General features: G+C 70.5%; 22 protein-coding genes. 8 read left to right on the top strand and 14 right to left on the bottom strand.

The window, feature by feature from the left end; genetic code table 11:
- Nucleotides 1-223 precede the first annotated feature (223 nt).
- A complete protein-coding gene (gene trmB, locus CXQ92_RS12335) occupies nt 224-1,102 on the top strand; it encodes a tRNA (guanosine(46)-N7)-methyltransferase TrmB (RefSeq protein ID WP_104167991.1) in 879 nt (292 codons plus the stop codon).
- A gap of 27 nt (nt 1,103-1,129) precedes the next feature.
- Nucleotides 1,130-2,164 carry a DUF695 domain-containing protein gene (locus tag CXQ92_RS12330; RefSeq protein WP_104167990.1) on the top strand — a complete coding sequence of 345 codons (1,035 nt, stop codon included), beginning with the start codon at nt 1,130-1,132 and terminating at the stop codon, nt 2,162-2,164.
- Between the two features lie 34 nt (nt 2,165-2,198).
- Here CXQ92_RS12330 and CXQ92_RS12325 read toward each other — a convergent pair whose 3' ends face one another.
- Nucleotides 2,199-2,792 (bottom strand): TetR/AcrR family transcriptional regulator, encoded by a 594-nt coding sequence (locus tag CXQ92_RS12325; protein ID WP_181033646.1) that lies wholly within the window; start codon nt 2,790-2,792, stop codon nt 2,199-2,201.
- 26 nt (nt 2,793-2,818) lie between these two features.
- On the opposite strand from CXQ92_RS12325, the gene CXQ92_RS12320 reads away from it, so the two are divergent.
- Nucleotides 2,819-4,003: an MFS transporter gene (locus tag CXQ92_RS12320; RefSeq protein WP_104167988.1), complete on the top strand. Its 1,185-nt coding sequence runs from the start codon at nt 2,819-2,821 to the stop codon at nt 4,001-4,003.
- 28 nt (nt 4,004-4,031) lie between these two features.
- On the opposite strand, the gene CXQ92_RS12315 is transcribed toward CXQ92_RS12320, so the two are convergent.
- Entirely contained in the window at nt 4,032-4,715 is a 684-nt protein-coding gene (locus tag CXQ92_RS12315) for an SDR family oxidoreductase (protein WP_104167987.1), read from the bottom strand.
- Between the two features lie 98 nt (nt 4,716-4,813).
- Here CXQ92_RS12315 and CXQ92_RS12310 point away from each other — a divergent pair, with 98 nt between their 5' ends.
- The gene (locus tag CXQ92_RS12310) at nt 4,814-5,392 is read left to right on the top strand and encodes a DUF5655 domain-containing protein (protein WP_104167986.1); all 579 of its coding nucleotides are present in this window, start codon (nt 4,814-4,816) and stop codon (nt 5,390-5,392) included.
- Here CXQ92_RS12310 and CXQ92_RS12305 read toward each other — a convergent pair.
- The 6 genes from CXQ92_RS12305 to CXQ92_RS12280 form a co-directional block, all read right to left on the bottom strand.
- On the bottom strand, nt 5,349-6,050 hold the full coding sequence (locus CXQ92_RS12305; RefSeq protein ID WP_104167985.1) for a PspA/IM30 family protein: 702 nt from the start codon (nt 6,048-6,050) through the stop codon (nt 5,349-5,351). The genes CXQ92_RS12310 and CXQ92_RS12305 overlap by 44 nt on opposite strands.
- A 47-nt stretch (nt 6,051-6,097) precedes the next feature.
- A complete protein-coding gene (locus CXQ92_RS12300; RefSeq protein WP_104167984.1) occupies nt 6,098-6,664 on the bottom strand; it encodes a hypothetical protein in 567 nt (188 codons plus the stop codon).
- Between the two features lie 82 nt (nt 6,665-6,746).
- Nucleotides 6,747-8,642, bottom strand: coding sequence for a glycoside hydrolase family 13 protein (locus CXQ92_RS12295; RefSeq protein WP_104167983.1), 1,896 nt, complete (start codon nt 8,640-8,642; stop codon nt 6,747-6,749).
- Between the two features lie 3 nt (nt 8,643-8,645).
- On the bottom strand, nt 8,646-9,587 hold the full coding sequence (locus CXQ92_RS12290; RefSeq protein ID WP_104167982.1) for a sugar ABC transporter permease: 942 nt from the start codon (nt 9,585-9,587) through the stop codon (nt 8,646-8,648).
- Nucleotides 9,587-11,182 (bottom strand): ABC transporter permease subunit, encoded by a 1,596-nt coding sequence (locus tag CXQ92_RS12285; RefSeq protein ID WP_104167981.1) that lies wholly within the window; start codon nt 11,180-11,182, stop codon nt 9,587-9,589. The genes CXQ92_RS12290 and CXQ92_RS12285 overlap by 1 nt, the downstream gene beginning before the upstream one ends.
- A 129-nt stretch (nt 11,183-11,311) precedes the next feature.
- Nucleotides 11,312-12,610, bottom strand: coding sequence for a maltose ABC transporter substrate-binding protein (locus tag CXQ92_RS12280; RefSeq protein WP_104167980.1), 1,299 nt, complete (start codon nt 12,608-12,610; stop codon nt 11,312-11,314).
- Between the two features lie 255 nt (nt 12,611-12,865).
- Here CXQ92_RS12280 and CXQ92_RS12275 point away from each other — a divergent pair, with 255 nt between their 5' ends.
- The 3 genes from CXQ92_RS12275 (at nt 12,866) to CXQ92_RS12265 (ending at nt 16,069) form a co-directional block, all read left to right on the top strand.
- Nucleotides 12,866-14,608, top strand: coding sequence for an alpha-amylase family glycosyl hydrolase (locus tag CXQ92_RS12275; RefSeq protein WP_104167979.1), 1,743 nt, complete (start codon nt 12,866-12,868; stop codon nt 14,606-14,608).
- 85 nt (nt 14,609-14,693) lie between these two features.
- On the top strand, nt 14,694-15,707 hold the full coding sequence (locus CXQ92_RS12270) for a LacI family DNA-binding transcriptional regulator (protein WP_104167978.1): 1,014 nt from the start codon (nt 14,694-14,696) through the stop codon (nt 15,705-15,707).
- Between the two features lie 113 nt (nt 15,708-15,820).
- On the top strand, nt 15,821-16,069 hold the full coding sequence (locus CXQ92_RS12265) for an SCO4226 family nickel-binding protein (RefSeq protein ID WP_104167977.1): 249 nt from the start codon (nt 15,821-15,823) through the stop codon (nt 16,067-16,069).
- Between the two features lie 165 nt (nt 16,070-16,234).
- Here the strand turns inward: CXQ92_RS12265 and pulA are convergent, their stop codons facing one another.
- On the bottom strand, nt 16,235-19,315 hold the full coding sequence (gene pulA, locus CXQ92_RS12260) for a pullulanase-type alpha-1,6-glucosidase (RefSeq protein WP_104167976.1): 3,081 nt from the start codon (nt 19,313-19,315) through the stop codon (nt 16,235-16,237).
- A 152-nt stretch (nt 19,316-19,467) separates the two neighbouring features.
- Between pulA and CXQ92_RS12255 the strand changes: the two genes are divergently transcribed.
- Nucleotides 19,468-20,526 (top strand): LacI family DNA-binding transcriptional regulator, encoded by a 1,059-nt coding sequence (locus tag CXQ92_RS12255; protein ID WP_104167975.1) that lies wholly within the window; start codon nt 19,468-19,470, stop codon nt 20,524-20,526.
- Here CXQ92_RS12255 and CXQ92_RS12250 read toward each other — a convergent pair.
- From CXQ92_RS12250 to CXQ92_RS12230, 5 genes are all read right to left on the bottom strand, one after another.
- Nucleotides 20,523-20,963 carry a heat shock protein transcriptional repressor HspR gene (locus CXQ92_RS12250; protein WP_104167974.1) on the bottom strand — a complete coding sequence of 147 codons (441 nt, stop codon included), beginning with the start codon at nt 20,961-20,963 and terminating at the stop codon, nt 20,523-20,525. The two genes, CXQ92_RS12255 and CXQ92_RS12250, sit on opposite strands and share 4 nt — an antisense overlap.
- Nucleotides 20,964-21,027: 64 nt before the next feature.
- The gene (locus CXQ92_RS12245) at nt 21,028-22,023 is read right to left on the bottom strand and encodes a DnaJ C-terminal domain-containing protein (protein ID WP_104167973.1); all 996 of its coding nucleotides are present in this window, start codon (nt 22,021-22,023) and stop codon (nt 21,028-21,030) included.
- Nucleotides 22,024-22,184: 161 nt separating this feature from the next.
- Nucleotides 22,185-22,847, bottom strand: a complete 663-nt coding sequence (locus CXQ92_RS12240; protein WP_104167972.1) for a nucleotide exchange factor GrpE — start codon at nt 22,845-22,847, stop codon at nt 22,185-22,187.
- A gap of 2 nt (nt 22,848-22,849) precedes the next feature.
- Entirely contained in the window at nt 22,850-24,721 is a 1,872-nt protein-coding gene (gene dnaK, locus CXQ92_RS12235; RefSeq protein ID WP_104167971.1) for a molecular chaperone DnaK, read from the bottom strand.
- 138 nt (nt 24,722-24,859) lie between these two features.
- A complete protein-coding gene (locus CXQ92_RS12230) occupies nt 24,860-26,173 on the bottom strand; it encodes a DUF2252 family protein (protein WP_104167970.1) in 1,314 nt (437 codons plus the stop codon).
- Nucleotides 26,174-26,248: the final 75 nt, after the last annotated feature.

Below are 26,248 nucleotides of genomic sequence, written 5' to 3'. Positions count from 1 at the left end.
AGACAGTGTCCACCGCGCTCACGATCGTGCGAGCTGGATGCGGGACAAAAGAATGCGTTCTATCGACGCAGGCTGCGCGCTGTTCTGGATGACGCCAGTCTGGATGACATGGTCGGCCGTGCGCAGGCAAGTTCTCCCAGTTTACCAGCCGGAGCGCCGGAACCCCGCATCGCGGGCCCTGCCCGAGCGCCGCGACGACCCGCGGCCGGTAGCCTTGGGAGTGATGGATCCTCAAGTACAGACCCCCGACCAGCCGCACCGCACCCAGCCCGTGTCCTTCGTCCGGCGGGGCTCGCGCCTCCAGGGCAGGCGGCGCGAGGCCTGGGACGAACTCGCCGAGGCCTTCCTCCTGGACGTCCCGCGCGTCCACAACGCCGACACCTCGGTGGCGCCCGGCTTCGTGCTCGACGTCGAGGCCGCCTTCGGCCGGTCGGCGCCGCTCGTCGTCGAGGTCGGGTCCGGACTGGGCGAAGCCATCGCGCACGCCGCAGAACTCGACCCGGACCGCGACTACCTGGCTCTCGAGGTGTACCGCCCCGGGCTGGCCCAGACCATGCTGCGCATCAGCCAGAAGGACCTGACGAACGTGCGGACCGCTCAGGTCAATGCGGCGGAGGCCTTCGAGGGGATGATCCCGGCGTCGTCCGTCGCCGAGCTCTGGACCTTCTTCCCCGACCCCTGGCACAAGGCCCGCCACCACAAGCGCCGGCTCGTGAAGGAGGACTACGTCGAGCTCGCCGCCCGCATCATCGCCCCCGGAGGGCTGTTCCGCCTCGCCACCGACTGGTCGAGCTACGCCGTGCAGATGCGCGCCGCCCTCGACGCGCATCCGCAGTTCGAGAACCTCCACGACGGCGAACGCAGCGGCGCGGACAGTCCGCTCACCCGGGTCTGGCAGAGCGGGGTGGAATCGGTGGTCGGCGGTGCGCCCGTGCGTGAGGGCCGTGATCCGGTGAGCACCGGGAACACGGGCGTCAACGAGGGGACGGACTCGCTCGGCGGCTGGGCCCCCCGTTTCGGGGGCCGCACCCTCACCAGTTTCGAGAACAAGGCGATCGAGGCCGGGCGCATGGTGTTCGACCTCACCTACCGCCGCCGCTGAGCGCCCGCGAGCACCGGGGACGCAGGAGTGAGAGGGATCTTCAGCCGCCGCAGGGGTTCCGCCCGCAGGGCCGGGACGGACCCGATCGAAGCCTTCTGGCGCTGGTGGGCGGACGACGGCGAAGAGCTCCTGACCGATGCCACGCGGGCCGGCGACTTCGATGCCTACGTGGACGTCATGACCCGGCGTGTGCAGGCGATCGCGCGTGGCCTCGAATGGGAGACCCGCACCGGCACCGACGCCGAGCACACGCTGTGCGTCTCCAGCGGTGGCGACGCGTCGCTGCGTCCGGTGGCCGAACGCTGGTACCGGGCGTCCCCGCCGCCCGGCCCCCGGTGGGACTTCGTCCCCGCCCGCAGCGCCAAACCGGACATGCTGGAATCCACCATCACCTACCGCGGCCGGACCTTCGACCTCCGCCGGACCCGCGTGCATGCCGCGGTGACCCGCGCGGGTGACGGCTTCATCGTCTCCGTGTACAACCCCGGCTTCACCGGGCAATGGGACGACGAATACGGATTGTGCGTCCTGCTGCTCGAATGGCTGCTCGGTGAGGACGACGTCGAACGCTGGATCCGCCGCGTGGACTGCATCGCCCGTGACGTGGTGGACAGCATCCCTGCAGCGGACCTGCCGGCCCGGGTCGCGGACCTCGCCCGCACCCTCCCCGCACCGGACTGGCTCCTCCTGCAGGGGACCCTCGGAGCGGGCCATCCGATCCTCGTGCGGGTCCTGCGCCCGCTGCGGTGGATCGACCATCCGCGCTTCGACCTCCACACGGCACTGCGGGTCCCGTTCGACGCCGACGAGCAGGGCCTCCCCCGCCCCGCGGCGTTCGACGCCCTGAACGGCCTCGAGGACTCGCTCGTGACGGCGCTCGGGCTCCGGGGGATGCTGGTGGCCGCCGAGACGTCCAGGGGCGTCCGGACCCTCCACTTCTACTCCGACTCGGAGGACCAGAACGGCAGGGACGTCCTCGACGCCGCGGCCCGCGAACGGCGCGACGTCACCGCGCGGCACACCTTCGATCCCGGCTGGAAGAAGGTCCGGGACTTCGCCTGACCGCGCGCCGAGCGGCACCGACCCGTGCCGGCGCTCAGCGCCCCGGGGACGTCGGTCCGGTGAAAGCGCGCAGGGTAGTGACGGCGATGTGCCGGCCCTCGGCGGTGGCGGTGTCCACGTCCGTTCCGCGCAGGATCATCCCGAGGACGCCGGTGTAGATCAGGACGAGCCGACCCGCCAGCAGCGGCGCCTGCTGCGCGCCCAGGAGGGGGACCGCCAGGTCCTCCAGCCGGCCCAGGAGCAGCCGGGTGTCGGCGGCGAGCGCGTCCTCGAGGTCCCGCCCGGGGTGCGGGGTCTCCGCGGCGACGCCGAGGAACACGCACCACCGCGAGGGCGTGAGGGCATGCCGGTGCCGGGAGAGTGCGGTGAAGACGGCGAGCAGCTTCTCCTCGGGGGTGAGCGCCTCGTCGACGCATTCCTGCCAGGTGGTGTCCCACCGGGTCAGCCGACGGCGCAGGGCCTGCGTGATCAGGCCTTCCTTGTTGCCGAAGTGCGCGTAGAGCGTGGCCGGCGAGACCCGGGCGCGCTGGAGGATCGCGTCGACGGGGGTGACGCTCACCCCCTGCGTCGCTGTGAGGTCCTCCGCCGCGTCGAGCAGCCTGTCCCGTGCCGTTGGTTGTAGTGCCATGGGACAAGGGTATAACGTTCGTTTCAATGAAACGATCGTTACAGTCATCTGCCCGGCCCCACTCCCTGTTGTTCGCGACGTCCGGCGTCGCGCTCATCGCTGTCACCTACGGCCTGGCCCGCCTCGGCTACGGACTGTTCCTGCCGGCGTTCTCCGCGGCGTTCCCCCTGACGCCCGCGGTGAGCGGACTGCTGGCGTCCGGTGCCTCGATCCTCTACTGCGTGTCCGCCGGCATCGGCTTCCGCCACGCCTCCCTCCGTCCCCGCGCGGTGGCCGTGCTCGCCGGGCTCTCCGCGACCCTCGGCAGCCTGGGTATCGCCGCCGCCCCCAGCACCCCGGTGTTCGCGGGAGGAGTCCTGCTTGCCGGGATGGGAGCGGGGTTTGCCTCCCCCGCCATGGTGGAGCTGGTCGGCCGCAACGCCGACTCCTCGGCCCAGGGGCGGCTCCAGTCGGTGGTCAATTCGGGGACGGGGTTCGGCGTGGTCCTCGCGGGGGCCCTGTCCCTCGTGCTCGGCGAGGCATGGCGCCTGGCCTGGGTGCTGGTGGCGGTCCTCGCCGTGGCGTCCATGGTCGCTGTCCTGCGGCTGGACAGGGGGACCGGCACGCCCGGCCTCCCTGCCGGGCAGCGGGCCGCGCCCTCGCTCGTCGCGCGGTCGGGTTTGCACGGACTGGCCAGGCCGCTCGGCGGCGCCCTCGTCTTCGGGAGCGGGTCCGCCGCCGTGTGGGTCTACGGCAGGGCGACGCTCGAGCAGGCGGGCGGTATGGGCGTCGGCCTGTCCGCCGGCGCCTGGATAGCCCTGGGGCTGGGTGGCGCCGGAGCCGCCGCGGTGTCCCGCTGGCTCGCGGGGCATTCCATCCCCGTGACGTGGTCGCTGTCGACCATCGTCACGGCGGCGGCGACCACGCTCGTGGGGACAGCGCCCGGTTCCCTCCTCCTGGCCTATATCGCCGTCTTCTGCTTCGGCCTCGCCTACACGGCAGCGACGTCCGTGCTCATCCTGTGGGCCGCCGCCACGGCGGCCGACAGCGCGGCCGGGACGTCACTCCTGTTCATCGCCCTCGTGCTCGGGCAGGCGGTCGGGGCATCGCTCACGGGGCTCCTGCTCCAGGCGGGCAGCGCCGCTGTCGCCTTCCCGGCGGCGGCTCTCGCGTGCGCGGTCAGTGCCGTCGCCGCCGTCCCGATGCCGGCCCGCGTCGCACGGGTGCGGTAGGACGGGGCCGCTCCCCGGGCTGACGGCCTCAGAACGCGGACGAGGCCAGGTCCCGTTCACCGTCGCGGATGGCGCTGACGATGCGTCCGGCGACGGCCACCGGATCCTTGCCCTGCGGCAGCCTGGGGGCCTCCCCTGCGATAGGCCGCGTCGCCAACCCGGTCTCCGTGTGCGGCGGACGCGCGTCGAGGACCCGGACGCCCTGCCGGCGCAGCTCCAGCGTCAGTGCCTTCCCGTATGCGCTCAGCCCCGCCTTCGTGGCCGAGTACGCGGCCATACCCGCCGTCGGGCTCTCGGCGACGACGGCACTGATCTGCGCGATGAACGAGTCCTTCCCGAGCGAGGGGGCGACCGCACGGACGAGCCGCATGTAGCCGAGCAGGTTCACGAGCACGAGCTCGTCGAGGGTGTCGTCGTCGACCTCGGTGGCGGGCCCGAAGGCCACCACGCCGGACGCGAACACGAGTCCGTCCAGTTCCCGGCCGTACACCGCGGCGGCGATGTCCGCCGGGCCCGTGGGCCTGCCCAGATCAGCGGCGACGCGACCGACGACGGCCTCCCCGAGTTCCTCCGCGAGTCCCCCCAGTTTGTCCTCGGACCGCCCGGAGAGCGTGAGCCGGGCCCCCTGTGCCGCGAGCTGGCGGGACAGCTCGGCCCCGAGGACGCCGGTGGCGCCGACGACGAGGACATGGGCACCGCTCAGCTCAGTCATGCGCCGAGTGTAGCAACGCCCGTCGGCGCCTTTCCGGCACGCGGACCGGCCGTGCGGACCCGAGGATCGTGCGCCACCGCTGCCGCTACAGTGTGGGCATGGCCGAGATGCAGAGCTGGCAGTCGATGGTGGACGCGAACGCGGCACGCCTCCTCCGTACCACCGGGCGGACGCCGTCGGACTGGGCCGGCGACGCCCGCGCCGCGGGCATCACGACGCACGAGGACCTGGCCCGCTGGCTCAGGGAGCAGGGGGTCACGGGGTACAGCCTGATGAGCGTCGACTGGGAGGTCTTCGGGCTCCCCGAGATGTTCCTCCGGTCCGCCGACGAGCTCTACGACGCCCAGTACGCGGACCGGCCGGCCCTCAAGCCCGTCGCCGACCGGATCCTGCTGTGGGCCGCGGCGACACCCGGGACGATCATCCAGATGCGGAAGACCTACGTCTCGCTGCAGTCGTCGCGGCGGAAGTTCGCGCAGCTCGCCCCGACCACCCGTACCGCCGTCGATCTGTCCTTCCGGCTGGCGGTGCCGGACCTCCCCGGACTCGAACCGGTCCGCGGCGACGACCCGTTCGCCTGGCGCATCCGGCTCCGGAACGAGGACGACATCAACGACGCCCTCCTGCGGGCGCTCAGCGCTGCACTGGAGGATAGCCTCGGTCGTTCCTCCGCTTGAGGTCCTCGAGCTCCTGCTGCGTCGCCGCCTCCGCCTCGAGTTCCTCGAAGGCCTGCTGCAGGCGCGGGGAGGACGGGTCGGTCCAGGAGAGCTCCTCGCGCGCTCGCGCCTGGGCTTCGAAGCGCCGCACCTCGAGCTCGGCGTTGCGGCGCGCGGCGTCGATCGCCGCCCCCTCCCGCGAGGAGGAGGCGAGGGCGTCGTGCACGCCGATGGCGGCCTGCGCTGCGGCACGCCGGGCCAGCATCGCGTCGTACTCCATGGCGTTCTGCTGCACGCGCTGTTCGAGCCGACGGACGTCCTGCTGCAGACGGCGGGACTGCTCCTCCGCCTCGCGGAGCTGCCGGGTGAGCGTGTCGAGGCGTCGGCGTGCCGTCATCGACTCCCGGATCGCGGCCCGGGCGGCGTCGTCGTCCCCGCGCTGGACGGCGGCCGCGGCGGCCGCTTCGACCCGGTTGAGGTAGGCGGCGGCGTCATTGGCGGCGAGACCCACGCGGTGGTGGTGTGCGGCGACGTCGGCCGCCCCGCGGCGCGCCTGATCCAGCAGCGAGTGCTGGGACACCTGGGCGTTCTGCGCCTGGACCCGGGGGTCCTGCTTCGCTTCGACCGCCGCGTTCCGGTTGGCCTGCACGATGCGCGTGATGCGGCGTTTGATCGACATTGCTCGGACCCCCGGCTGGTTGTGGTGTGGCTACCTGATCAAACCTCTCACCACGTCTGCCGGTTCCCGTACGTGTCCCGCCAGGCCCCCATGGCCGAGATCTCGGTGCGCAGGCGCGTGGTGGCACGCTCGAGCTGGAGCGTGTCGATGGAGCGTGAGGTCTGCAGGAGGCTCCGGCGCAGGTCGGCGGAGAGTTCGTCGAGGGCCTGCGCCTGGGCGGAGAGATCCCTGGTCCATTCCTGCTTCAGCGCCCGGTTCGGTTCCCGGTCCGCGGCCCGCAGCAGGTTCTCCAGGGAAGCGGCCGCCTGGTCGATCTCCGCGGCGGCCCGCGGCAGGTCGCCGACCGGACGGCCCTGGGCCTTCGCCTCCGACAGGGCCAGGTGCGTGGCACGCGAGGATCGCGCGAGGTTGCCGATCAGCCGTGCGGGTTCCCGGGTCAGCGCGTCCGGGGAGTAGGCGCGGGCGGCCAGCATGCCGCGATCCCTGGTCCGCTCGATGATGCGGGAGCTCCTGACCTTCCGCACCACCACCCAGCCGGCGACGCCGGTACCGGCGCCGAGGGCGAGGAGCACCCCGAGACCGATGGCGAAGGCTTCGACGAGCTCCTCAAGCATGATGGTGTCCCGAGATGTGGTTCATCCATCCAGTCTGCCCGCCTCCCCTGACAAATTCCACCCGTCGAAGGGCCTGCCGTCCCTAGCGTCCGGGGGTAGGGACGCCCGGGAGGCGCCACACCTGGACTCCCGGTCCGCGGCCGGAGACCACGAGCGCGTCCGCCGTCTCCTCAACCGATACCCCGTGCGGGCCGGGACCGACGGGCCGGGCCGGGGCCCACGGGCCGGGCAGCAGGTCGAGCGGCACCCGGACGCCGTCGTGCTCCGCCCGTGCCGCCGCGACCACGAGGCATTCCACCTCGTGTTCACGCACGAACACGACGGCGTCGGGCGTCGCGGCCAGCCAGCGCACCGCGCCGTCCCGCAGCGCCGGAGAGGCGCGCCGGAGCGCCGCCAGGTCCGCGATCAGGGCGCGCTCGTCGGCGGGCCGGCGATCGGGACCGTCCCACGGCATGGGTGTCCGGGCGTCCTCGCCGTTGGTGCCCCGTAGACCGAACTCGTCGCCGGCGAAGAGCGTGGGCAGACCCGGCAGCAGGAAGGCGAGGGCCAGCCCGACGGCGGGGCCGCCGTCGATCATCACCGTGGCGGCGCGTGCGGTGTCGTGGGTGTTCAGCGCCGTCATGTTCTGCGAGCGGACCCGCCAGGAGAATCCGGAGGACAGCGCGGTGTGCGTGGCGACGAGGTCACCGCCGTCGATCCGGGGGACGCCGCGCGCGGGCGTGCCGAAGAAGTTGATGCCCGCCGTCGCCCGGCCCCCGCGGGCCAGCCACTGCCAGAGCGGCCGCGTGAAGTTCGAGTAGGTCATGCCGCCGTCCCAGGTCCGCCCGGAGAGGTCGTCGGTGGCGTCACCCGTGGATTCGGCGAGGAGCATCAGTCCGGGCCGGACGGCGTCCATGGTGCCGCGGATGAGCGCGGCCACCTCCCGGTTGAGGTCCACGGGCCCGTGCCGCCCGGTCATGTTGGCGACGTCGATGCGCCAGCCGTCGAGGTTGAAGGGCGGGAGCAGCCACCGGGCCACCACCGACTCCGGGCCCTCGACGAACCGCCGACGCAGTTCCGGCGAGGACCAGTCGAGTTTGGGCAGGCTGGGGACGCCGAACCAGCTGGCGTACTCCGTGCCGTCCTCGCTGAAGTAGTAGAAGCCGGCCTCCTCGCAGGTCGGATCGGCCGAGGCCTTCCGGAACCAGTCGTGGGCGTCGCCGGTGTGATTGACGGTGAGGTCCCCGAGGACGGCGAGGCCGCGGGCGTGGGCGGCCTCGACCAGCCGGACGAGGGCGGCGTTCCCGCCGAGGAGCGGGTCCACCTCGTCGAACGTCGAGGCGTCGTACCGGTGGTTGGACCGCGCGGGGAAGAAGGGCGTCAGGTACAGGACCGTCGCGCCCAGCGCCTGGAGGTGGTCGAGGCGCTCGGTGATGCCGTCGAGGTCTCCCCCGTACACCTGCCGGGGTGTCAGCGCGCCGCGCGGCTGCACCGGCTCGTCCCAGGGGCAGCCGACGGCCCAGTCCGGGAGGGCGTCCAGGGGCGCCGCGGCGGAGGACCTCGCGAACCGGTCGGGGAAGACCTGGTAGATGACGGCGGCGCGGGCCCACGGCGCAGGCGCGGGGCGGCAGTCGATCCGGAAGTCGTCGCGGTCGGGAGTGTCCCGGCCGGACACCCCGGTGGCGTTGAGCCACCGGAGCAGGGGCCCGTGGGCGCCCGGCAGTTCGAACAGGAACCGGTAGCGGAGCGTGGGATTGACGGCGGTGACGCGCGCCTCCCAGCACGCCCAGCCGCCGTCGTCCCCGTCAGCGGGAAGGAGTCGCGCCTCGTCGTAGTGCCCTTCGCCGTCGCGGAGGGACCGGACGAACACCCGCGAGGGTGTGCCCCACCGGGCGGGGACCCGCACGCGCACCGCCAGGGTGTCGCCCACACCCGGCGACTGCTCGGGCACGTACAGGGGCGAGCCGTCGTGGTGGGGTGCGAGGAACGGGTCCTGCACGGCTCAGCCCTTGACGGAGCCGGAGACGAGGCCGGTGGTGATGTACTTCTGCAGGAAGAGGAACAGGGCCATGACCGGCACGGCCGCGAGCACCGCGCCCGCCGCGAAGACGCCCCAGTTCTCCGACCGCTGCTGCGCCACGTAGGAGTACAGGCCGACGGCGAGGGTTTGCGACTCGGGATCGGTCAGCACCACGCTGGCGATCACGAATTCGCTGCTCAGTCCGATGAACGCGAGGAGCCCCACCACCGCGAGGATGGGCGTGACGAGCGGCAGGATGATCGTGAAGAACACCTGCACGTGGCTGGCGCCGTCGATGCGCGCGGCCTCGTCCAGGGACTTCGGGACGGTGTTGAAGAACCCGTACATGAGGTACGTGTTCACGCCCAGGGCGCCACCCAGGTAGACCATGATCAGGCCGAGCTGGCTGCCGAGGCCCAGCCACGGGACGACGTCGGTGATGGCGTTGAGGAGCAGGAAGATGGCGACGACGGCGAGCAGCTGCGGGAACATCTGCAGGATCAGCAGCGAGAGCAGGCTCACGCGGCGACCCTTGAAGCGCATGCGGCTGAACGCGTAGGCGGCGAGGGCGCCGAGGAACACGGTGGCCGCCGAGGTCACCACGCCGATGATCATGGTGTTCATGAACCACCGCCCGAAGGGCCTGCTCGGGTTGCTGAACAGCGCCTCGAAGTTGCCGGTGTCGAACCTGCTGAACAGGACGTTGGAGCCGGCCATGGTGCCGTTGGAGTTCAGCGCGGCGGAGAGCACGTAGAGCAGCGGGAACACGGCGAAGAGCGTGGTCACGACGCCGACGACGTGGCGCCAGCCCTTGTGCCTGAACCACTGGCCGAACGTGCGCCTGCGCTGCTCCGGCACACGGCCGGACCCGCCCGCCCGCGTCTCGGCGGGGGCGGCTGCCTGGGGATCGGTGAACGTGGTCATCAGTTGATGTCCTCCAGGGCCTTGGTCTGCCGGAAGCTGAGGGCGGAGATCACGGCGACGATGAGAAAGATGATGATGGACAGTGCGCTGGCCAGGCCGTAGTCGCGGCCCACCCCGGTGCCGAACGCGATCTCGTAGACCATGGTGATCAGGATGTCGGTGTGGCCGATGTTCGCCGTCGTGCCCGAGAAGCGGGGGCCGCCGTCGGTCAGCATGTAGATGACGTTGAAGTTGTTGAAGTTGAAGGCGAAGCTCGCGATCAGCAGCGGCGCGACCGACACCAGCAGGAGAGGCAGCTTGATGGCGGTGAAGGTGCGCCACGCGGTCGCACCGTCCATGCGGGCGGCTTCGGTGACCTCCTCGGGCAGGGACTGCAGGGCCCCCGTGCACACCAGGAACATGTACGGGAAGCCGAGCCAGAGGTTCACGACCAGGACGCTGATCTTCGCGAGCAGCGGGTCCGTCAGCCACGGGATGTCCGCGCCGCCGAAGAAGGTGTTGTTGACGAAGCCGAACTCGGGGTTCAGCAGGCCCGACCACACGAGGCCGGCGAGGAAGGCCGGGAAGGCGTAGGGCAGGATCATCAGGATGCGGTAGATCCGCTTGCCGCGGAGGTCCGGCAGGTTGAAGGCGTTCGCGAGGAACAGGCCGAGCGCGAACGTGGACAGGACGGACACGATCGCGAAGGTGAAGGTCCACAGGACCACCTGCAGCAGCGGGCCGCGGATGTTCGGGTCGGTGAACGCCTTCACGAAGTTGTCGAAGCCCACGTTGATCTTCCAGCCGGTGCTCAGCTGCTCGCCGTCCGCGGACCGGAAGGAGCCCTCGCCGGTGTCGGAGTAGGTGGTCCCGGTCTCGAGGTCGGTGAAGGTGCTCGTGGTCTCGTCGTAGCTCAGCGCCGGGCGGTAGACGTAGGCGTTCGAGCCGTCGCTGGTCTTGAGGCTGCCGTCCTCCGGGTCGTCGGAGAACGGGACGGTGATCGCGAGGATGTCCGCCTGGTTCGCGAGGACCTCCCCGAACTGCAGCGTGCGGTAGCCCTCGAGTTCCATGCCCTTGCCGGTGCCGTCGGTGACGGCGTCGTCGGCCTCCTCGAGCGGCACGCCGGTGGTGCCCACCGACACCCCGCCGTCGGGGTCGGTGGCGAGGAGGTGGAATACGCCGTCGGCCTCGAGGACCGAGACGCGGTAGGCGGGGGAATCCGGGACCCGCTGCTGCGCGGAGAGCTGGATGGCGTTCACAGCGTCGGCCTTGGTGCTGTTGTGGCCGTCACCGTAGTTGGTGAAGGCCACGTAGCCGCTGTAGATCATGACGAACACCTGGAAGACCACCAGGAAGAAGATCCCGGGGGCGAGGTACTTCGCCGGCAGGCCGCCCCTGCGCAGGTAGATCCAGTTGATGAGGACCGTCACGGCTGCCCCGACGAGGAGGATCACCCACTTCTCCTGCAGGAAGAGCGTGATGAGGACGTAGACGGCGAAGGCGTCCACGAGGCCGAGCAGCACGATCTTCGCGAGCAGGCCGAGGGTCGAATCGGAGCGGACGGCTGGCTTCGTCGGACGCGTGGCGGCCGGGCCGGGAGGGGCCGTTGTGAGCATGGCGGGAGCTTTCGGTGATCGGCGCGGAAGGCCGCTGCTGTGGTGCCGCCACCTCGAAGCGGTGGCGATGAGAAAGGTGGCGCCCGTCGCCGGGGCGACGGGCGCCGGGGTACTGCGCTACTGCGGGTCCTACTGTTCGGCGATCTTCGCCTCGATGTTGCTCACCATGGTGGTCCAGGCCGCGGCGGGATCCGCGCTGCCCTTGATCAGCGCGAGCTCGGTTCCTCCCCAGTCGGCCCAGACGGCCTGCATCTCGGGCAGTGCGGGCATCGGGACGCCGTTGGCGCCGATCTCACCGAACGCGGCGACGATGGGATCGGACGCCGCCTTGTCGAAACTGGCCTTGAGGGCGGGCGGGCGGCCTCCGACGTCGTACATCGCGTCCTGGGCGGCTTCGGTGCTCAGGTAGTTGACGGCGAACTCGTTCGCCGCGAGCGCATTGGCGCTCTTCGACGAGATGAAGAAGCCGTTGACGCCGATGAAGGGCTGGGCGTCCTGGTCGCCGACCGTGGGGAGCGTGTCGACGGCGAGGTTCAGGCCTGCGGCCTGCGCGTCGGGGACGTTCCAGGGGCCGGTGAGGAAGTAGGGCGACTCCCCGGCGTTGAACTTCTCCTTGGCGATGTCACCCGTGATGTTCGAGTTGATGATCTTGGATCCGGTGTCACCCCACTCCACGAGCTTCTTGGCGAATTCGACGCCGTTGGGCTCGCCGAGCAGCAGCTCGTCGGGGTTGTAGCTGCCGTCCTCGTTCTGCCCGAACACCGGCACGCCCATCGAGGTCTGCAGCGGGTACAGGTGGTAGGGGTCGCCCTGCTTGGGGTCCATGCCCACCAGGAACGGGTAGGTCGCCTTCCCCTCGGCGACGGCGGCCTCGCCGTTGGCGATGACCTCGTCGAACGTGGCGGCGGCCTCGGGGACGAGGTCCGTGTTGCGCAGCAGCGCGATGTTCTCCAGCGCGTAGGGCACGCCGTAGACGTTGCCGTCGTAGGTCATGGCCTGCACGGCGGACTCCTGGAACTCGGACGCCTTGTCGCCGAGCTCCACGGGGGCGACGACGCCGTTCTGCACGAACGTGCCCAGCCAGTCGTGGGGGCCCACGATCAGGTCGGGTCCCTTGCCGGTGGGCACCTGGGTGATGAAGTCGTCGCGGACGGCGGCGAAGTCCTTGACCGCGAGCTTGACCTCGATGCCGGTGTCCTCCTTGAAGGACTTGGTGATCTCCTCGAGGGCGGGGGCGCGCTCGGCGTCGACCCACATGGTGAGGGTGGTGGCGCCGCCCTCGGCGAGATTCGGGGCGGCGGAGCTGGAGCCGGCCGAGGAGGACTCGGCGGCCCCTCCGCCGCAGGCCGTGAGGGCCAGGACGGCCACCGACATGACGCCGGTGATCAGAGCGTGCCGACGGGTCGGCTGGGGGGATCGCACCTTCATTGGTGTTCCTTTCATGAACGGCTTCTGTCGATCTCCCGATGAAGCACGGGGCTTCGCGGGCCGGGAGATGGAGGTGTCGCAGCCGCTCCTACTCGGAGGCGACGGTGACCCGAGTCACAACTGTAAACGCTTGCATCGGATTTCTTCAAAGAAGGTCCTCCGACGCGCCGAAACCGAAGGAAAGTCGCAGATGCAAGAGCATTCTCGTTGAAAGCGCTTCCATATTCCGGCCCCCCGCGGTCTAGGATGATTCGCATGTCTGAGATCGCCCCGCTCCTGCACGGTGAGGACCTGTCCTCCCCCGATGCCTTCCACGCACCCCTCCATGCCCCGTCCGAGGGCGACCAGTGGTGGCGCTCGTCCGTCATCTACCAGGTGTACCCGCGGTCCTTCCGCGACTCGAACGGCGACGGCATGGGCGACCTCCCGGGCATCACGGCCGAACTCGAGCACCTCGCCGAGCTCAGCATCGACGCCCTCTGGCTCTCGCCGTTCTTCACCTCCCCCCAGCGCGACGGCGGCTACGACGTCGCGGACTACTGCGACGTCGACCCCCTGTTCGGCACGCTCGCCGACTTCGACGCCCTCGTGGCCCGCGCCGACCGCCTGGGCATCCGAGTGATCGTCGACCTCGTCCCCAACCACTGCTCCAGCGAGCACGTGCTCTTCCAGGCCGCCCTCGCGGCTCCCGCGGGCTCCGCGGAACGGGCGATGTTCATCTTCCGTGACGGCCGCGGTACGGACGGCAGCGAGCCGCCCAACAACTGGCAGTCGCACTTCGGCGGGCCGGCCTGGACCCGCGTCATCGACGCCGACGGCACGCCGGGCCAGTGGTACCTCCACCTGTTCGACTCCTCGCAGCCCGACTTCAACTGGGACAACCCGGCGGTGCGGGCCGAGTTCGAGCGGGTCCTGCGCTTCTGGCTCGACCGCGGCGTCGGCGGCTTCCGCGTCGACGTGGCCCACGCCCTCATCAAGGCCGAAGGGCTGCCGGACTGGGGCGGACGCGCCGACGGCGGATCCTCCGAGGGCTTCCCCGGCTGGGAGGCGCCCATGTTCGGCCAGGAGGAGATCCACGACATCTACCGGCAGTGGCGGGCCATCCTCGCCGAGTACGACGGCGAGCGCATCCTGTGCGCGGAAGCCTCGATCGACCCCCTGCCGCGGCTCACGAACTGGGTCCGCCCCGACCAGATGCACCAGGCGTTCAACTTCGCCTACCTCCACCACCCGTGGAACGCCCACGGACTCCGGCACGTCATCTCCTCCTCCCTCACCGCGTTCGACGCCGTGGACGCACCCACCACCTGGGTGCTCAGCAACCATGATGTCGTGCGGCACGCCAGCCGCTTCGGGCTGACGGACGGCCCGCCGCGGGGCGGCGACGGCATCGGCAGCTCGGACGCGCAGCCCGACACCGCGACCGGCCTCGCCCGCGCCCGCGCCGCGTCGCTCGCCATGTTCGCGCTGCCCGGTGGGATCTACCTCTACCAGGGCGAGGAGCTCGGCCTGCCCGACCACACGGCAATGCCCGACGACGCCCGGCAGGACCCGACCTTCGTCCGCACGGCCGGCGAGAGGATCGGCCGCGACGGATGCCGCGTCCCCCTCCCCTGGCAGGCCGAGGCGCCGGCGTTCGGGTTCGGTGACGCCGAGGCGCCCGTGGCCCCGTGGCTGCCGCAGCCCGAGGGCTGGGCGGAGTACGCGCGCGACGCGCAGTCCGCAGACCCCGAGTCCACCCTCTCCCTGTACCGAACGGCCCTGCAGCTCCGCCGGGACCTGCGCCTCGGCGCCGGCTCCCTCAGCTGGTCCCGTGAGTTCGAGGCGTCCGACGTTGTCGCCTTCCGGAACGGCGAGGTGATGGTGGTGCTCAACATGGGCGAGTTCGCCGCTCCCCTGCCGGAAGGCACCGTCATCGCCGCCAGCACGCCGGGCTCGGTCACGGAGGGCATGCTCGCCCCGAACGCCTGCGTCTGGCTGATGGCCGCCGCCGGGTAGGAGATCCGCACAGGATCCGCAATGATCGGACGGGGACACCCTGGCGGGGTGTCCCCGTCACTGCTGACCACGCGGAGAGGGGACCATGGCCGGCATCAAGGACGTCGCCCAGCTGGCCGGCGTGTCCACCGCCACCGTCTCCCGGGCCCTCAGCGGCAACGGCCGGGTCTCCGAGCGTGCGCGCGCCCGCGTGCTGCAGGCGGCGAGGGAGCTCGACTTCGTCGTCAGCTCGACCGCCTCGTCCCTGGCCTCCGGGCGGCACCGCAACATCGGCGTCGTCGTGCCGTCCGTCGCTCGCTGGTACTACTCCCAGATCGTGGACAGCCTCGCGGCGTCCCTCCTCACCGCCGGCTACGATCTCACGCTCTACAACCTGAACGAGGACGCCGCCATCCGCGACCGGGTCCTCTCCGAGTTCCTGCTGCGCCAGCGCTGCGACGGCGTCATCCCGGTCTCCCTCGAACTGAGCCGCGAGGAACTGGGACAGCTCCTGGCCGTCGGGAAGCCCGTCGTCGGGATCGGCGGCCCGCTCCCCGGCGCGGAGACCTACAGCGTCAACGACCGCGAGATCGCGGAACTCGCCACCGAGCACCTCATCAACCTCGGGCACCGGCGGATCGCCCACATCGGCGGGTCCGACGCCTTCGAGAACGATTTCCGGATCGCCGGCACGCGCCGCCACGGCTACGAATCGGCGATGGCCGCGGCAGGCTTGGAGATCCTCGACTCCTGGCGTGTGGATGCCGACTTCACCATCCAGGGCGCGCACAGCCAGGCGAAGCAGCTCCTCGGCTACCCGCGGGACACCCCGACCGCCGTCTTCTGTGCCTCCGACGAGATGGCCATCGGCGCCATCCTGGCCGCCCGCGAGCTGGGCCTGCGCGTCCCCGAGGACGTCTCGGTGATCGGCATCGACGGGCACGAGCTCGGGGAGGCGCTCGGCCTGACCACCGTCGCCCAGTTCCCGCAGCAGCAGGGCAAGCGCGCCGTCGAGCGCCTCCTGCAGATCCTGCAGGACCCGGACGCGTACCGTCCCACCAACCACTCCGCCCGGACCGCGCTGATCATCCGGTCGAGCACCGCCGCCCCGTCGGCATGACCCGGACCCGGCCCGACACCAGGGCGGGCCTCTTGACGACCCTCCGTCAGGCATCTATCCTGCAGACCTCACACCCCTGCAGCCAATATCAACCACGATCGAGGAGGGTTGTCATGCCTTCATTCATGGATGTCCACCACAACATGAAGGGCCTGACGAAGGAGGATCTGGAGGCGGCTCACGCGGCAGATCTCGCCATTCAGGGCGAGGAGGACGTCGTCTTCAGGAGCGCCTGGGCCGACCCTGAGGCGGGCGTCGTCTATTGCCTGTCCGACGCCCCGTCCGCGGACGCCGTGAAGCGCATTCACGAACGCACAGGTCATCCCGCGGACGAGGTGCATCCCGTCCCCCTGGCGGTGTAGCGCAGACCTCCGCGTCACGCACCCGGCTCGAGACGGTACTCGTCGTGCGAGCCACCGTGGTCTCCGGGTTCAGCCAGGTCCGATCGTCGCGGCGACGCGCGCCGATTCTTCCCGGGACGCACGGGGCCCGGCACCCCGGAAGGGATGCCGGGCCCCGGGGGCGGACTACCGCGCCTCGAACACCGCAACCGTGCGGGCAGGGACGGTGAAGGTCCCGTCCGCGGTGGCCGCCGCCTGGCGGACGATGTCGTCGCTCCCGTCCGCCTGGACGGCGTGCAGCGCGAAGCCCGTGCCGGCGGCGGCGGGGACGCGCTGGGTGGTGGGCTCGTCGGAGGCGTTGAAGACCACGACGATGCCCTTCCGCCCTGGATCGACATCGGGACCGACGGTGTCGTCCAGGTGCATCACGATGACGCCGGGCGTCTGGTCCGGGCCGCTGCCCGGGAAGGACAGCTTCTGCTGGACGAGCGCGGCCGTGCCGAGGCTGAACAGCGGGCTGCCCTGCCGGATCCGCAGCAGCTCCTGCGCCTGCCCGCTCGCGGCGTCGATGTCAGCCGGTGACGGCTTGAGCGCCGGGTCGGCCAGCAGCGGCCGCATGAACGCGTACTTGCCCTCATTGTCAGCCCGCGGCGGCAGCCCCCGGCCGAAGCCGTTGTCCGTGCCCGTGTGGTCGAGGATGTTGAACCAGTCGCCGGAGTCGTAGCTGTTGCGGTCCAGCGACTTGCTGCGCAGCGCCTCGCCCCCCGCGTGCCAGAAGGAGACCCCCTGGCCGAGGGCCGTGGTGGACAGCGCCAGCGTCTGCATCCTGATGCGGTCGGCCATCGGGGTGTCGGCCGGCAGCTTGAACGCGAGCGCGTCGAAGAGCGTCTCGTTGTCGTGCGCCTCCACGTAGGTGATGCTCTCCTGCGGGTCCGCGGCGTACCCGGTCGGTGACCCGTTGTAGTCGACGTCGGCGCCCGTGACCTGCCGGCCGGTGCGGTCGGTGAACATGTAGTCCCTCAGGTTGCCGGTGAGCCCCACCCGGATCTGGTCCTGCGACAGCAGCAGCTCGGCGCGCTGTTCGGCCGTGGTGCCGTTGCCGGCGACGCCGTTCGGGTCGGTCAGCAGCCCGGAGGCGAAGCCCTGGATCCGGGGGTCGTCGTCGAAGGGTCCGCCGCCGCGCACGGCATCGCGGAGCCGGTCGTTGAACGTGCCGATGCCTGTGCCGGCCATGGTGGCCTGCGTGGCCTGGACGAACCGGGCGTTGTCCGCGACCTCCCCGAAGTTCCAGCCCTCGCCGTAGAGGTAGATGGACGTGCCGTCCACGCCGTCGCGCTCGAGGGTCAGCGTGTCGAGGGCCGCACGGACGTCGAGGATGTTCTGCTTCGAGTGGTGCCCCATGAGGTCGAACCGGAAGCCGTCGAGCTTGTAGGTGCGCGCGAGCGTCACGATCGAGTCGACCATCAGCTTGCCCATCATGGTGTGTTCGGTCGCCGTGTTCGGGCAGCAGGTCGAGGTCTCGACGGCACCCGACTCGGGGTCGAGGCGGTGGTAGTAGCCGGGCACGATCCGGTCGAGGTTGTTCTCCGACGACTGGCCGGCACCCGCGGTGTGGTTGTAGACGATGTCCTGGATGACCCGCAGCCCGGACCCGTTGAGCGAGGCGACCATGCCGCGGAACTCGCGGATGCGCGTGGCGTCCTCGGGGTTCGTGGAGTAGGAGCCCTCCGGCGTCGTGTAGTGCAGCGGGTCGTAGCCCCAGTTGAAGCCGTCCCGGGCGGCGACGTCGGTGACGCACTGCTGCTGTCCGGTGCTGTCCGGGGCGAACGCCTCGAGGTCGCAGGCGGGTTCGGACTGCCGCGCCCGGTCCTCCTCGATGGTGCCGATGTCGTTCACGGGCAGGAGGTGGATGGCGTTGAGCCCGTTGTCGGCCAGCTCCGAGAGCCGCTGCATGCCGGCGCTGTCCGGCCGGCTGAACGCGGCGTACGTGCCGCGTTCGGCCTCGGGCACGGTGGCGTCGGAGATGGAGAAGTCCCGCACGTGGAGTTCGTAGACGGACAGCTCCTCGGGGCGCTCGAGGACAGGTTTCGGCAGGGTGGCCCACGACGACGGCATGAGCCCCGGATCCGTGAGGTCCACGATCAGTGAACGCTCCGAGTTCGTGGACAGGCCGACGCTGTAGGGGTCGGTCACGAGGTTGCGTTCCACGGCGCCGGTCTCGGGGACGAAGACCTCGACGTCGTAGAGGTAGTACGCACCGTTCCAGCCCTTCTCGCCGTCGACGCTCCAGACGCCGTCCTTACCCGCGCGCAGGGGGCGCGTGGCGATCGGCTCGCCGGCCGAGCCGTCGCGGAAGACCTGCACGGAGACGCTGCGCGCCGTCGGGGCCCACAGGTCGAGGTGCGGCTTCCTGCCCTTCCAGCTGAGGCCGAGCTGCCGGCGTTCGGCTCCTGCGTAGAGGTCGTCGAGCACTCCGGGCACCTGGACACCGGTGGTGGCCAGGACCTTCCCGTCCGGCCCGACGGCGGCGAGGAGCAGCTGACCCCTGAGGAGTTCCCCGGCCTTCCGGGCGTCCTTCTTCCCGAGCGTCACGGTCATGAGGTCGGCCAGGTGCGGGTACCGGGCGGCGAGATCCGCAGGCAGGTCATCGCTGCCGCGCTGGAGGTCGAGGTAGGTGCCACCCGTGACACGATCGTCCTCGGCGACGAGTCCGCCCTCCGGGGCGGAGTACAGCCGGAAGCGGGCGTCCTCCGGCAGCTCCGCGCCCCAGGCGAGGGTGTCCGCGGTGAGCCAGTGCGCCGCCGTCGACCCCGTGGGCGCCGGGGGCGCGTCGCTCGAGATGACGTGCGTGCGGTGGTCGTAGGTGAAGGTCACGGGGCCGCCCGGAGCCTGCAGCGCGAGATTCGCGCCACCGGCAGCGCCGTCGGCGCCGTAGTTCTCGCCCCAGGACTCATTCAGCGCCACCTTGTACTCGTAGGATCCGGCGGGGACGTCGAAGGTCGCCGACCAGGTGTCCGGCGAGCCGTCCACGGGTACGAGTCTGGTGGCTGCGCACTCCGGCTGCCAGTCGTCGGGACAGCCGAGTTCCGCTTGCAGGGAGCCCACGAGCGCGACCGTACCCGGCGGCGTCGTGTGGTCGGCCAGTGCGGGCGCAGGCATGAGGGTCGCGAGGAGCGGCGCGGTCAGGACGACGGCGGCGAGCCGGGACCGGCGCCGAAGGGGCGGCCTTCCGCCGGTCCGGCCCGTATCCGTGGTGTTCAGGGTCATGGTGGTCCTTCCCCGGCCATGCGTCGCTGCAGGCCGGACTGAGGAGGAGTGGATACTCCTACCCTAGGGACGCCGGGGGCCGAGCAGAAAGTCTTTGCAAAACTTTCACGCAATCTTTCGGGCGGCCCCGCGGCCTGCGCTAGATTAGGGCCATGACCCCCGGTAAGCGTCGCGAGCGGCCACGCCTGGACGACGTCGCCCGCACTGCCGGCGTCAGCGTCCCCACCGTGTCGCGCGTCCTGAACGGCAAGGGCGGTGCTTCCCAGGAGACCCGGGAGGCCGTCCTCGCGGCGATGGACAGCCTGGGCTACGAGCGGCCCTCCCGCACGGCCGGGCGCTCCAAGGGGCAGATCGGCGTCGTGGTCCCGGACCTCGTGAACCCCATCTTCCCGGCCTTCGCCGGCGCCATCGCGGCCCTGCTGGCACCCAACGACTACATCCCTGCCCTGTGCACCCTGCCGGGCGGGGGCATCACCGAGGACGAGTACGTCGCCCTCATGCTGGACCAGGGCGTCAGCGGGATCATCTTCGTCTGCGCCGCCCACTCCGACGGCCGGGCGAGCATGGAGCGCTACCGGCGCCTGCGCGGCCGGGTGCCGTTCGTGCTCGTCAACGGGGCCAGGCCCGAGATCGACGCGCCATCCGTCTCCAACGACGACGCCACCGCCATCCGCACGGCCGTCCGGCACCTCGTGGCGCAGGGCCACCAGCGCGTGGGCTTCGCGACGGGCCCCGACCGTTTCATCCCGAGCCGTCGCAAGCTAGAGGGTTTCCGCTCCGGGCTCGTCCAGTTCCTCGGCGAGGACGACGCCGAGCCGCACGTCGCGACGAGCATGTTCACCATCGAGGGCGGGCAGAGCGCAGCGAACGAGCTCATCGACGCGGGACACACGGCGATCGTCTGCGCCTCCGACGTGATGGCCCTCGGCGCCGTCCGTGCCGCCCGGACCCGCGGCCTGCGGGTGCCGGAGGACATCTCGGTGGTGGGTTTCGACGATTCCCCGCTCATGGCCTTCACCGATCCGCCGCTGACGACCCTGCGGCAGAACGTGGCGTCGATGGCGGAGGCCGCCGTCCACGCGCTGGTCACCGAACTGGACGGGGACCGGGCCTCGCGGAACGAGATCCTGTTCCAGGCGGACCTGGTGGTCCGCGGCTCCACCGGGGCGGGGCCCGCGGTGCGGACCGGCCCCGGGTCCTCCGGGGGCTAGTTGAACGCCTGGGTGGAGGTGCGCGCCGACTCGGGGCGCCACACCATGAGGGCCTGGCTGCGGGGGCGGGGACGCTGCCCGCGGACGAGGGTGACGACGTCCCCCGCGAGACCGGCGGCGAAGACCCGGCTCGATTCGGCGTGGACGTGGCGGGCCGCCAGTTCGGAGGTCAGTTCCGCGACGCGCGCCTGGAGCGCCGCGACCTGGTTCTCGAGGTCGAGGATCCGCCGGATACCCTCCAGCGACACCCCTTCGTGCGAGAGGCGCTGGATCTCGCGCAGCGTACTGACGTCCTTCTGGGAGTAGCGCCGCGCACGGCCCGGCGCCCGGCTCGGCGTCACGAGGCCCAGGCGGTCGTACTGGCGGAGCGTCTGGGGGTGCATGTCGGCGAGCTCGGCGGCCACCGAGATGACATAGATGGGCAAGGTGTGGTCCATGGCGGGTCTCCTTCCGTTGCCGATGCTCCCGGATGCTGCTCGGAGGTACTGCGCGAACGTCCTGCTACAGGCGCGCCTTCGCGGCCAGGCCCGCCCGCGGATCCGCGTCCTTCGTGGCGGCGCGGAACGTCTCCACCGCCGCTTCCGCCTCCTTCGAGAGGTTCTGCGGAACGACGACGTCGACGACCACCAGCAGGTCACCGGTCGTCTTCGAGGTCTTGACCCCACGGCCCTTGAGCCGGAGGGTCCTGCCCGACGGCGTGCCGGCGGGTACCCGCATCGTGACCATCTCGCCGCTGAGCGTCGGCACCTGGATCTCGGCGCCCAGCGCCGCCTCCGGGAAGCTGACGGGCACGTGCAGGCGAATGTTATCGCCGTCGCGCTTGAAGAGCGGATGCTCCTTCACGCTGACGCTGACCATGAGGTCACCGGGACCGGCCTGGCCCGGCTGGCCCTTGCCCTTGACCCGGACCTTCTGGCCGTCGCGGATCCCGGCCGGGATCCGGACGTCGATCTGCTCCCCGGAGGGTTCGCGCAGGCCGATCGTCGTGCCGTTGATGGCACCGGCGAAGGAGATGGACGTACTTGCCGTGCGGTCCGCGCCCTTCTGCGGGCGGGTGGACTGGAACCCGCCGGGGAAGCCGCCGCCACCCATGCCCCCGCCACCGAACAGGTCGGCGAACTCGGGCGGCAGGTTGCCGTTCGAGAAACCGGTGCGCTGGCGGGTGCCTGCGCCCTGGCCGAAGAGGTTGCCGAAGACGTCCTCGAAGCCGGCGTTGGCCCCGGCGCCGCCGCCTGTTCCGCCTGCGGCGAAGCGCGCGCCGCCGCCCATCGCGCGGATGGCGTCGTACTGCTGGCGCTGCTCGGCGTCGGACAGGACGGAGTAGGCCTCCGACACATCCTTGAAGGTGCGCTCCGACGCCGCAGCCCCCTGGTTCTGGTCCGGGTGGTGCTTGCGCGCGAGCTTCCGGTACGCCTTCTTGATGTCGTCGCCGGACGCGTCCTTGGAGACACCCAGGATCTTGTAGAAATCCTTGTCGACCCAATCCTGACTAGCCAATGGGCGTCTCCTTCCGTTGTTCTTCCGATTCGAAAAGTGGGTAAGCGTGCTACGCCGGGACAGTTCCCGAGGAAGGCGGCTTCAATATTCCAAGGGCCACCAAGGCCCGCAGGAATTTCGTTGCCGCCGTTCGGGAACTGTCCCGGCGCCCGTGCCGCTGATTACTCCGGCACTGCCACGATCACCTGGGCGGCCCGGAGGACGCGCTCCCCCTTGCGGTAGCCCGCGCGGAGGATCTGGCTGACGCTGTCGGCCTGGACGTCCGCACTCGGCTGCTGGATGAGCGCCTCGTGGACGTTCGGGTCGAACGCGACGCCGATCTCGTCGATCCGGGTCAGTTCGTACGTCTTCAGGACGTTCTCGAGCTTGCCCGCGATGGCCGCGAACGGTCCCTCCGCGAGATCGCCGTGCTGGCGGGCGGCGTCGATGTCGTCGAGGACGGGCATCAGCGAGTTGAGGACGCCGATGACCGCCTGGTCGCGGGCGACGTCGCGGTCACGCTCGACGCGGCGCCGGTAGTTGACGTACTCCGCCTGCAGGCGGAGCAGGTCGTTGCGGAGCTCCGCGACGACGTCCACCGCCGGGTTGCTCTCGCCCTCGGCACCGGCCTCGTTCAGAATGGCCTCGGCCTGGGCCAGGGCGTCCCCGTCGGAAGCGTCGGCTGCGGGCGTGGCCTGCGCTCCGGCCGCGGATTCCTCCGCGGCCGGCTCGCCGGCGTCCTGCTGCTGCCCACGGACTTCGCCTGTCTCGGGGTCGATCCTCCGGCTGTCGGATGAGTTCACCGGTTCCGACTGGTGCTCTTCTTCGTTTCCGTGGTGCGGCATGACTACTTCTTTTCGCTGGTGTCTTCGTCAACCACTTCGGCGTCGACGATGTCCTCGTCGGTACCGGCGGAGGCTGGCTGGTCGTCGGCGGGCGCTGCGCCGGCCTGGCCGGCGTCCTGCTGCGCCGAGGCGTAGATCGCTTCGCCGAGCTTGGACTGCGAGGCCTGCAGCTTCTCGAAGGCCGCCTTGACCTCGTCGTCGTTGTCCTGCGTCTCCAGGGCCTTCTTGAGGGCGTCGACGTCGGCCTGGACCTCGGTCCTGACCTCCTCGGGCAGCTTGTCCGCGTTGTCGGCGATCAGCTTGTCCACCGAGTAGGCGAGCTGCTCGGCGCCGTTGCGGATGTCGGCGGCCTCGCGGCGCTTCTTGTCCTCGGCGGCGTGCTCCTCGGCCTCGCGCACCATGCGGTCGATGTCCTCCTTGGAGAGCGAGGAACCACCGGTGATGGTCATCGACTGCTCGGTGCCGGTGCCCTTGTCCTTGGCGGACACGTGCACGATACCGTTGGCGTCGATGTCGAAGGTGACCTCGACCTGCGGGACGCCGCGCGGAGCCGGCGCGATGCCGGTCAGCTCGAACGTGCCCAGCGGCTTGTTGTCACGCGTGAACTCACGCTCGCCCTGGAACACCTGGATGGCCACCGACGGCTGGTTGTCGTCCGCCGTGGTGAAGGTCTCGCTGCGCTTGGTGGGGATGGCCGTGTTGCGCTCGATGAGCTTGGTCATCATGCCGCCCTTGGTCTCGATGCCCAGGGACAGCGGGGTGACGTCGATGAGGAGGACGTCCTTGCGCTCGCCCTTCAGGACACCGGCCTGCAGCGCGGCACCGACGGCCACGACCTCGTCCGGGTTGACGCCCTTGTTGGGCTCCTTGCCGCCCGCGAGCTCCTTGACGAGCTCGCCGACGGCGGGCATGCGGGTGGAGCCGCCGACCAGGACGATGTGGTCGATGTCGGCCACCTTGATGCCGGCTTCGGTGATGACGTCGTGGAACGGCTTCTTCGTGCGGTCCAGGAGGTCCTTGGTGAGGTCCTGGAACTTGGCGCGGGAGAGGTGCTCGTCGAGGTGGACGGGGCCGTCCGGCGTCACCGAGAGGTACTGCAGGGAGATGTTGGTGGACGTCGCCGAGGACAGTTCCTTCTTGGCCTGCTCGGCGGCTTCCTTCAGCCTCTGCAGGGCGATCTTGTCCTTGGAGAGGTCGGCACCCTTGGCCTTGGCCTGCGAGAGCAGGTAGTCCACGACGCGCTGGTCCCAGTCGTCGCCACCGAGGCGGTTGTCACCGGCGGTCGAGCGGACCTGGATGGTGGAGAAGGCGTCCTCGTCCTTGCCGACTTCGAGCAGGGAGACGTCGAACGTTCCGCCGCCGAGGTCGAACACGAGAATCAGCTCGTCCTCCTTGCCCTTGTCCAGGCCGTAGGCGAGGGCCGCGGCGGTGGGCTCGTTGACGATACGCAGCACCTTCAGACCCGCGACCTCGCCGGCCTCCTTGGTGGCCTGGCGCTCGGCGTCGTTGAAGTACGCCGGCACGGTGATCACGGCGTCGGTGACCTTCTCGCCAAGGTAGCTCTCGGCGTCGGTCTTGAGCTTCTGGAGGATGCGCGCCGAGATCTCCTGCGGCGTGTACTTCTTGTCGTCGATGGCGACGTTCCAGTCGGTGCCCATGTGGCGCTTGACCGACGCGATGGTGCGGTCGATGTTGTTGACGGCCTGGCGCTTGGCGATCTCGCCCACCAGGACCTCGCCGGACTTGGAGAATGCGACGATCGACGGCGTGGTGCGGGCGCCCTCGGCGTTCGCGATGACGGTGGGCTCGCCGCCTTCGAGAACCGAGACGACCGAGTTGGTGGTTCCGAGATCAATACCTACTGCACGTGACATGCAAATTCCTTTCGACTGCCCGGGGTTTGCGAGGCGCTCATCCGCCGGGCGCGTAGATTGAGCGTTCTGCACTCAAGTATACGGGCCGGCCGGGTCAGGTCCAAACGGAGTTGAGTCCGATCGACTCAACTCCGGCCCCTAGGCGGCCGGTACGGCGGTGATGAGTCCTTCGCGGAAGGCGTCCACGAAGAGCGCGTGGTCCTCGCGCACCGTGGCCGCGTAGGCCTCTCCGAACCCGACGATGTCCTCGAGGAAGTCCTCGCGGGAGCGGTCCACGGCGGCCAGGATGGCGGTCTCGGTGCGGAACGGTACGAGGTCGTGGTCGCTGTCCTCGTCGGTCGAGCAGTGGATCTTCGCCGTCGCCTGCCCCAGCGCCTCAAGCACCGGCACCATCTGCTCGGGCTCGGTGAGGTCCTCCCAGGAGAGGTCCCGCTTGTAGGGTGAGAGCTCCGACACCACGAAGGAGACGCCGCGGATCGTCGTGTAGCCGAGGAACGGGTCGGTGTGGGTCTGCAGGGACCGCTGGCTGATGACGGCGCGGTGCCCGTCGTCCACGAAGTAGCCGCGGACCCGCTCGTCGTCCACGATCCGGCTGGGTGCAGCGATGTTCGACTGTTTCATCGTGAGGATGATGTCGTTCTCCTGGGCCTCGTCGAACCCCTCGATCAGCACGTTGTAGGTCGGCAGGCCGGCACTGCCGATCCCGAACCCCTTCTTGCCCACGATGCCCTTCACCCGGTAGAACACCCGCCGGCGGGACCGCTCGCTGTCCGGGATGGTGGAGAGGTAGCGGTCGAAGGCGTCGGCCACCTCCCGGTGCTCGTCGTCGTCGAGCACCCGGATCGACCCGTCGTCCCGGAACTGGCGCTCGTAGTCCTCGATGAGGGTGAGCGCGTCGAGCAGCCGCGTCCTGCGCGCCGCCCGGGCCTGCTGCAGCACCCGGTAGACGGGTCCGTCCGTGTTGTCGAGCCCGAAGGCGAAGGTGGACTGCTCGTCCTCCACGTAGTCCGCGACCCGGCCGAGATAGGCCTCGAGGTAGATGCGCGAGAGGTCGCGCACCGACTGCGACGGCAGTGCCTTCTGCCAGCACAGCAGCGTCAGCGACGCGACGAAGCGGCGCAGGTCCCACGAGAAGTGGCCCACGTAGGCCTCGTCGAAGTCGTTGACGTCGAACGTGAGGCGGCCCTCGTTGCTCATGTAGGTGCCGAAGTTCTCCGCGTGCAGGTCGCCGTGGATCCACACCCGGCTCGTGCGCTCGTCCGCCCAGGCGTCGTCGAGCTGTGCCATGTCGGTGTAGAACAGGGCCGCACTGCCCCGGTAGAAGGCGTACGGATCGGCGGCCATCTTCCGGAACCGCGCCCGGAAGGCGAGGGGGTCGACGCCCATGAGGTCCTGGTGGGCCTCCACGAGGGTGCTCACGATGTGCTGCTGACGGGACTCGGTGGCTGCCATCACGCCACCGTACGCGCGTTCCCTGTGGATCCCGACCGCGGGTGGAGAAGCGGGTGGAGGATCAGTGATGCGTGA

The sequence above is a fragment of the Arthrobacter sp. SX1312 genome, assembly GCF_002929295.1.
In the GTDB taxonomy this organism is placed as follows: domain Bacteria; phylum Actinomycetota; class Actinomycetes; order Actinomycetales; family Micrococcaceae; genus Arthrobacter_D.
Note: the sequence above shows the minus strand (reverse complement) of the source record. Positions and strands in the feature narration are given on the sequence as shown.

Coding starts and splice junctions, on each gene's coding strand:
- CXQ92_RS12255 (WP_104167975.1), top strand. CDS start 19,468: ATGACCCCCGGTAAGCGTCGCGAGCGGCCACGCCTGGACGACGTCGCC.
- CXQ92_RS12315 (WP_104167987.1), bottom strand. CDS start 4,715: ATGACTGAGCTGAGCGGTGCCCATGTCCTCGTCGTCGGCGCCACCGGC.
- CXQ92_RS12305 (WP_104167985.1), bottom strand. CDS start 6,050: ATGTCGATCAAACGCCGCATCACGCGCATCGTGCAGGCCAACCGGAAC.
- CXQ92_RS12280 (WP_104167980.1), bottom strand. CDS start 12,610: ATGAAGGTGCGATCCCCCCAGCCGACCCGTCGGCACGCTCTGATCACC.
- dnaK (WP_104167971.1), bottom strand. CDS start 24,721: ATGTCACGTGCAGTAGGTATTGATCTCGGAACCACCAACTCGGTCGTC.
- pulA (WP_104167976.1), bottom strand. CDS start 19,315: ATGACCCTGAACACCACGGATACGGGCCGGACCGGCGGAAGGCCGCCC.
- CXQ92_RS12275 (WP_104167979.1), top strand. CDS start 12,866: ATGTCTGAGATCGCCCCGCTCCTGCACGGTGAGGACCTGTCCTCCCCC.
- CXQ92_RS12265 (WP_104167977.1), top strand. CDS start 15,821: ATGCCTTCATTCATGGATGTCCACCACAACATGAAGGGCCTGACGAAG.
- CXQ92_RS12250 (WP_104167974.1), bottom strand. CDS start 20,963: ATGGACCACACCTTGCCCATCTATGTCATCTCGGTGGCCGCCGAGCTC.
- CXQ92_RS12310 (WP_104167986.1), top strand. CDS start 4,814: ATGGCCGAGATGCAGAGCTGGCAGTCGATGGTGGACGCGAACGCGGCA.
- CXQ92_RS12230 (WP_104167970.1), bottom strand. CDS start 26,173: ATGGCAGCCACCGAGTCCCGTCAGCAGCACATCGTGAGCACCCTCGTG.
- trmB (WP_104167991.1), top strand. CDS start 224: ATGGATCCTCAAGTACAGACCCCCGACCAGCCGCACCGCACCCAGCCC.
- CXQ92_RS12240 (WP_104167972.1), bottom strand. CDS start 22,847: ATGCCGCACCACGGAAACGAAGAAGAGCACCAGTCGGAACCGGTGAAC.
- CXQ92_RS12300 (WP_104167984.1), bottom strand. CDS start 6,664: ATGCTTGAGGAGCTCGTCGAAGCCTTCGCCATCGGTCTCGGGGTGCTC.
- CXQ92_RS12285 (WP_104167981.1), bottom strand. CDS start 11,182: ATGCTCACAACGGCCCCTCCCGGCCCGGCCGCCACGCGTCCGACGAAG.
- CXQ92_RS12320 (WP_104167988.1), top strand. CDS start 2,819: ATGAAACGATCGTTACAGTCATCTGCCCGGCCCCACTCCCTGTTGTTC.
- CXQ92_RS12325 (WP_181033646.1), bottom strand. CDS start 2,792: ATGGCACTACAACCAACGGCACGGGACAGGCTGCTCGACGCGGCGGAG.
- CXQ92_RS12270 (WP_104167978.1), top strand. CDS start 14,694: ATGGCCGGCATCAAGGACGTCGCCCAGCTGGCCGGCGTGTCCACCGCC.
- CXQ92_RS12290 (WP_104167982.1), bottom strand. CDS start 9,587: ATGACCACGTTCACCGATCCCCAGGCAGCCGCCCCCGCCGAGACGCGG.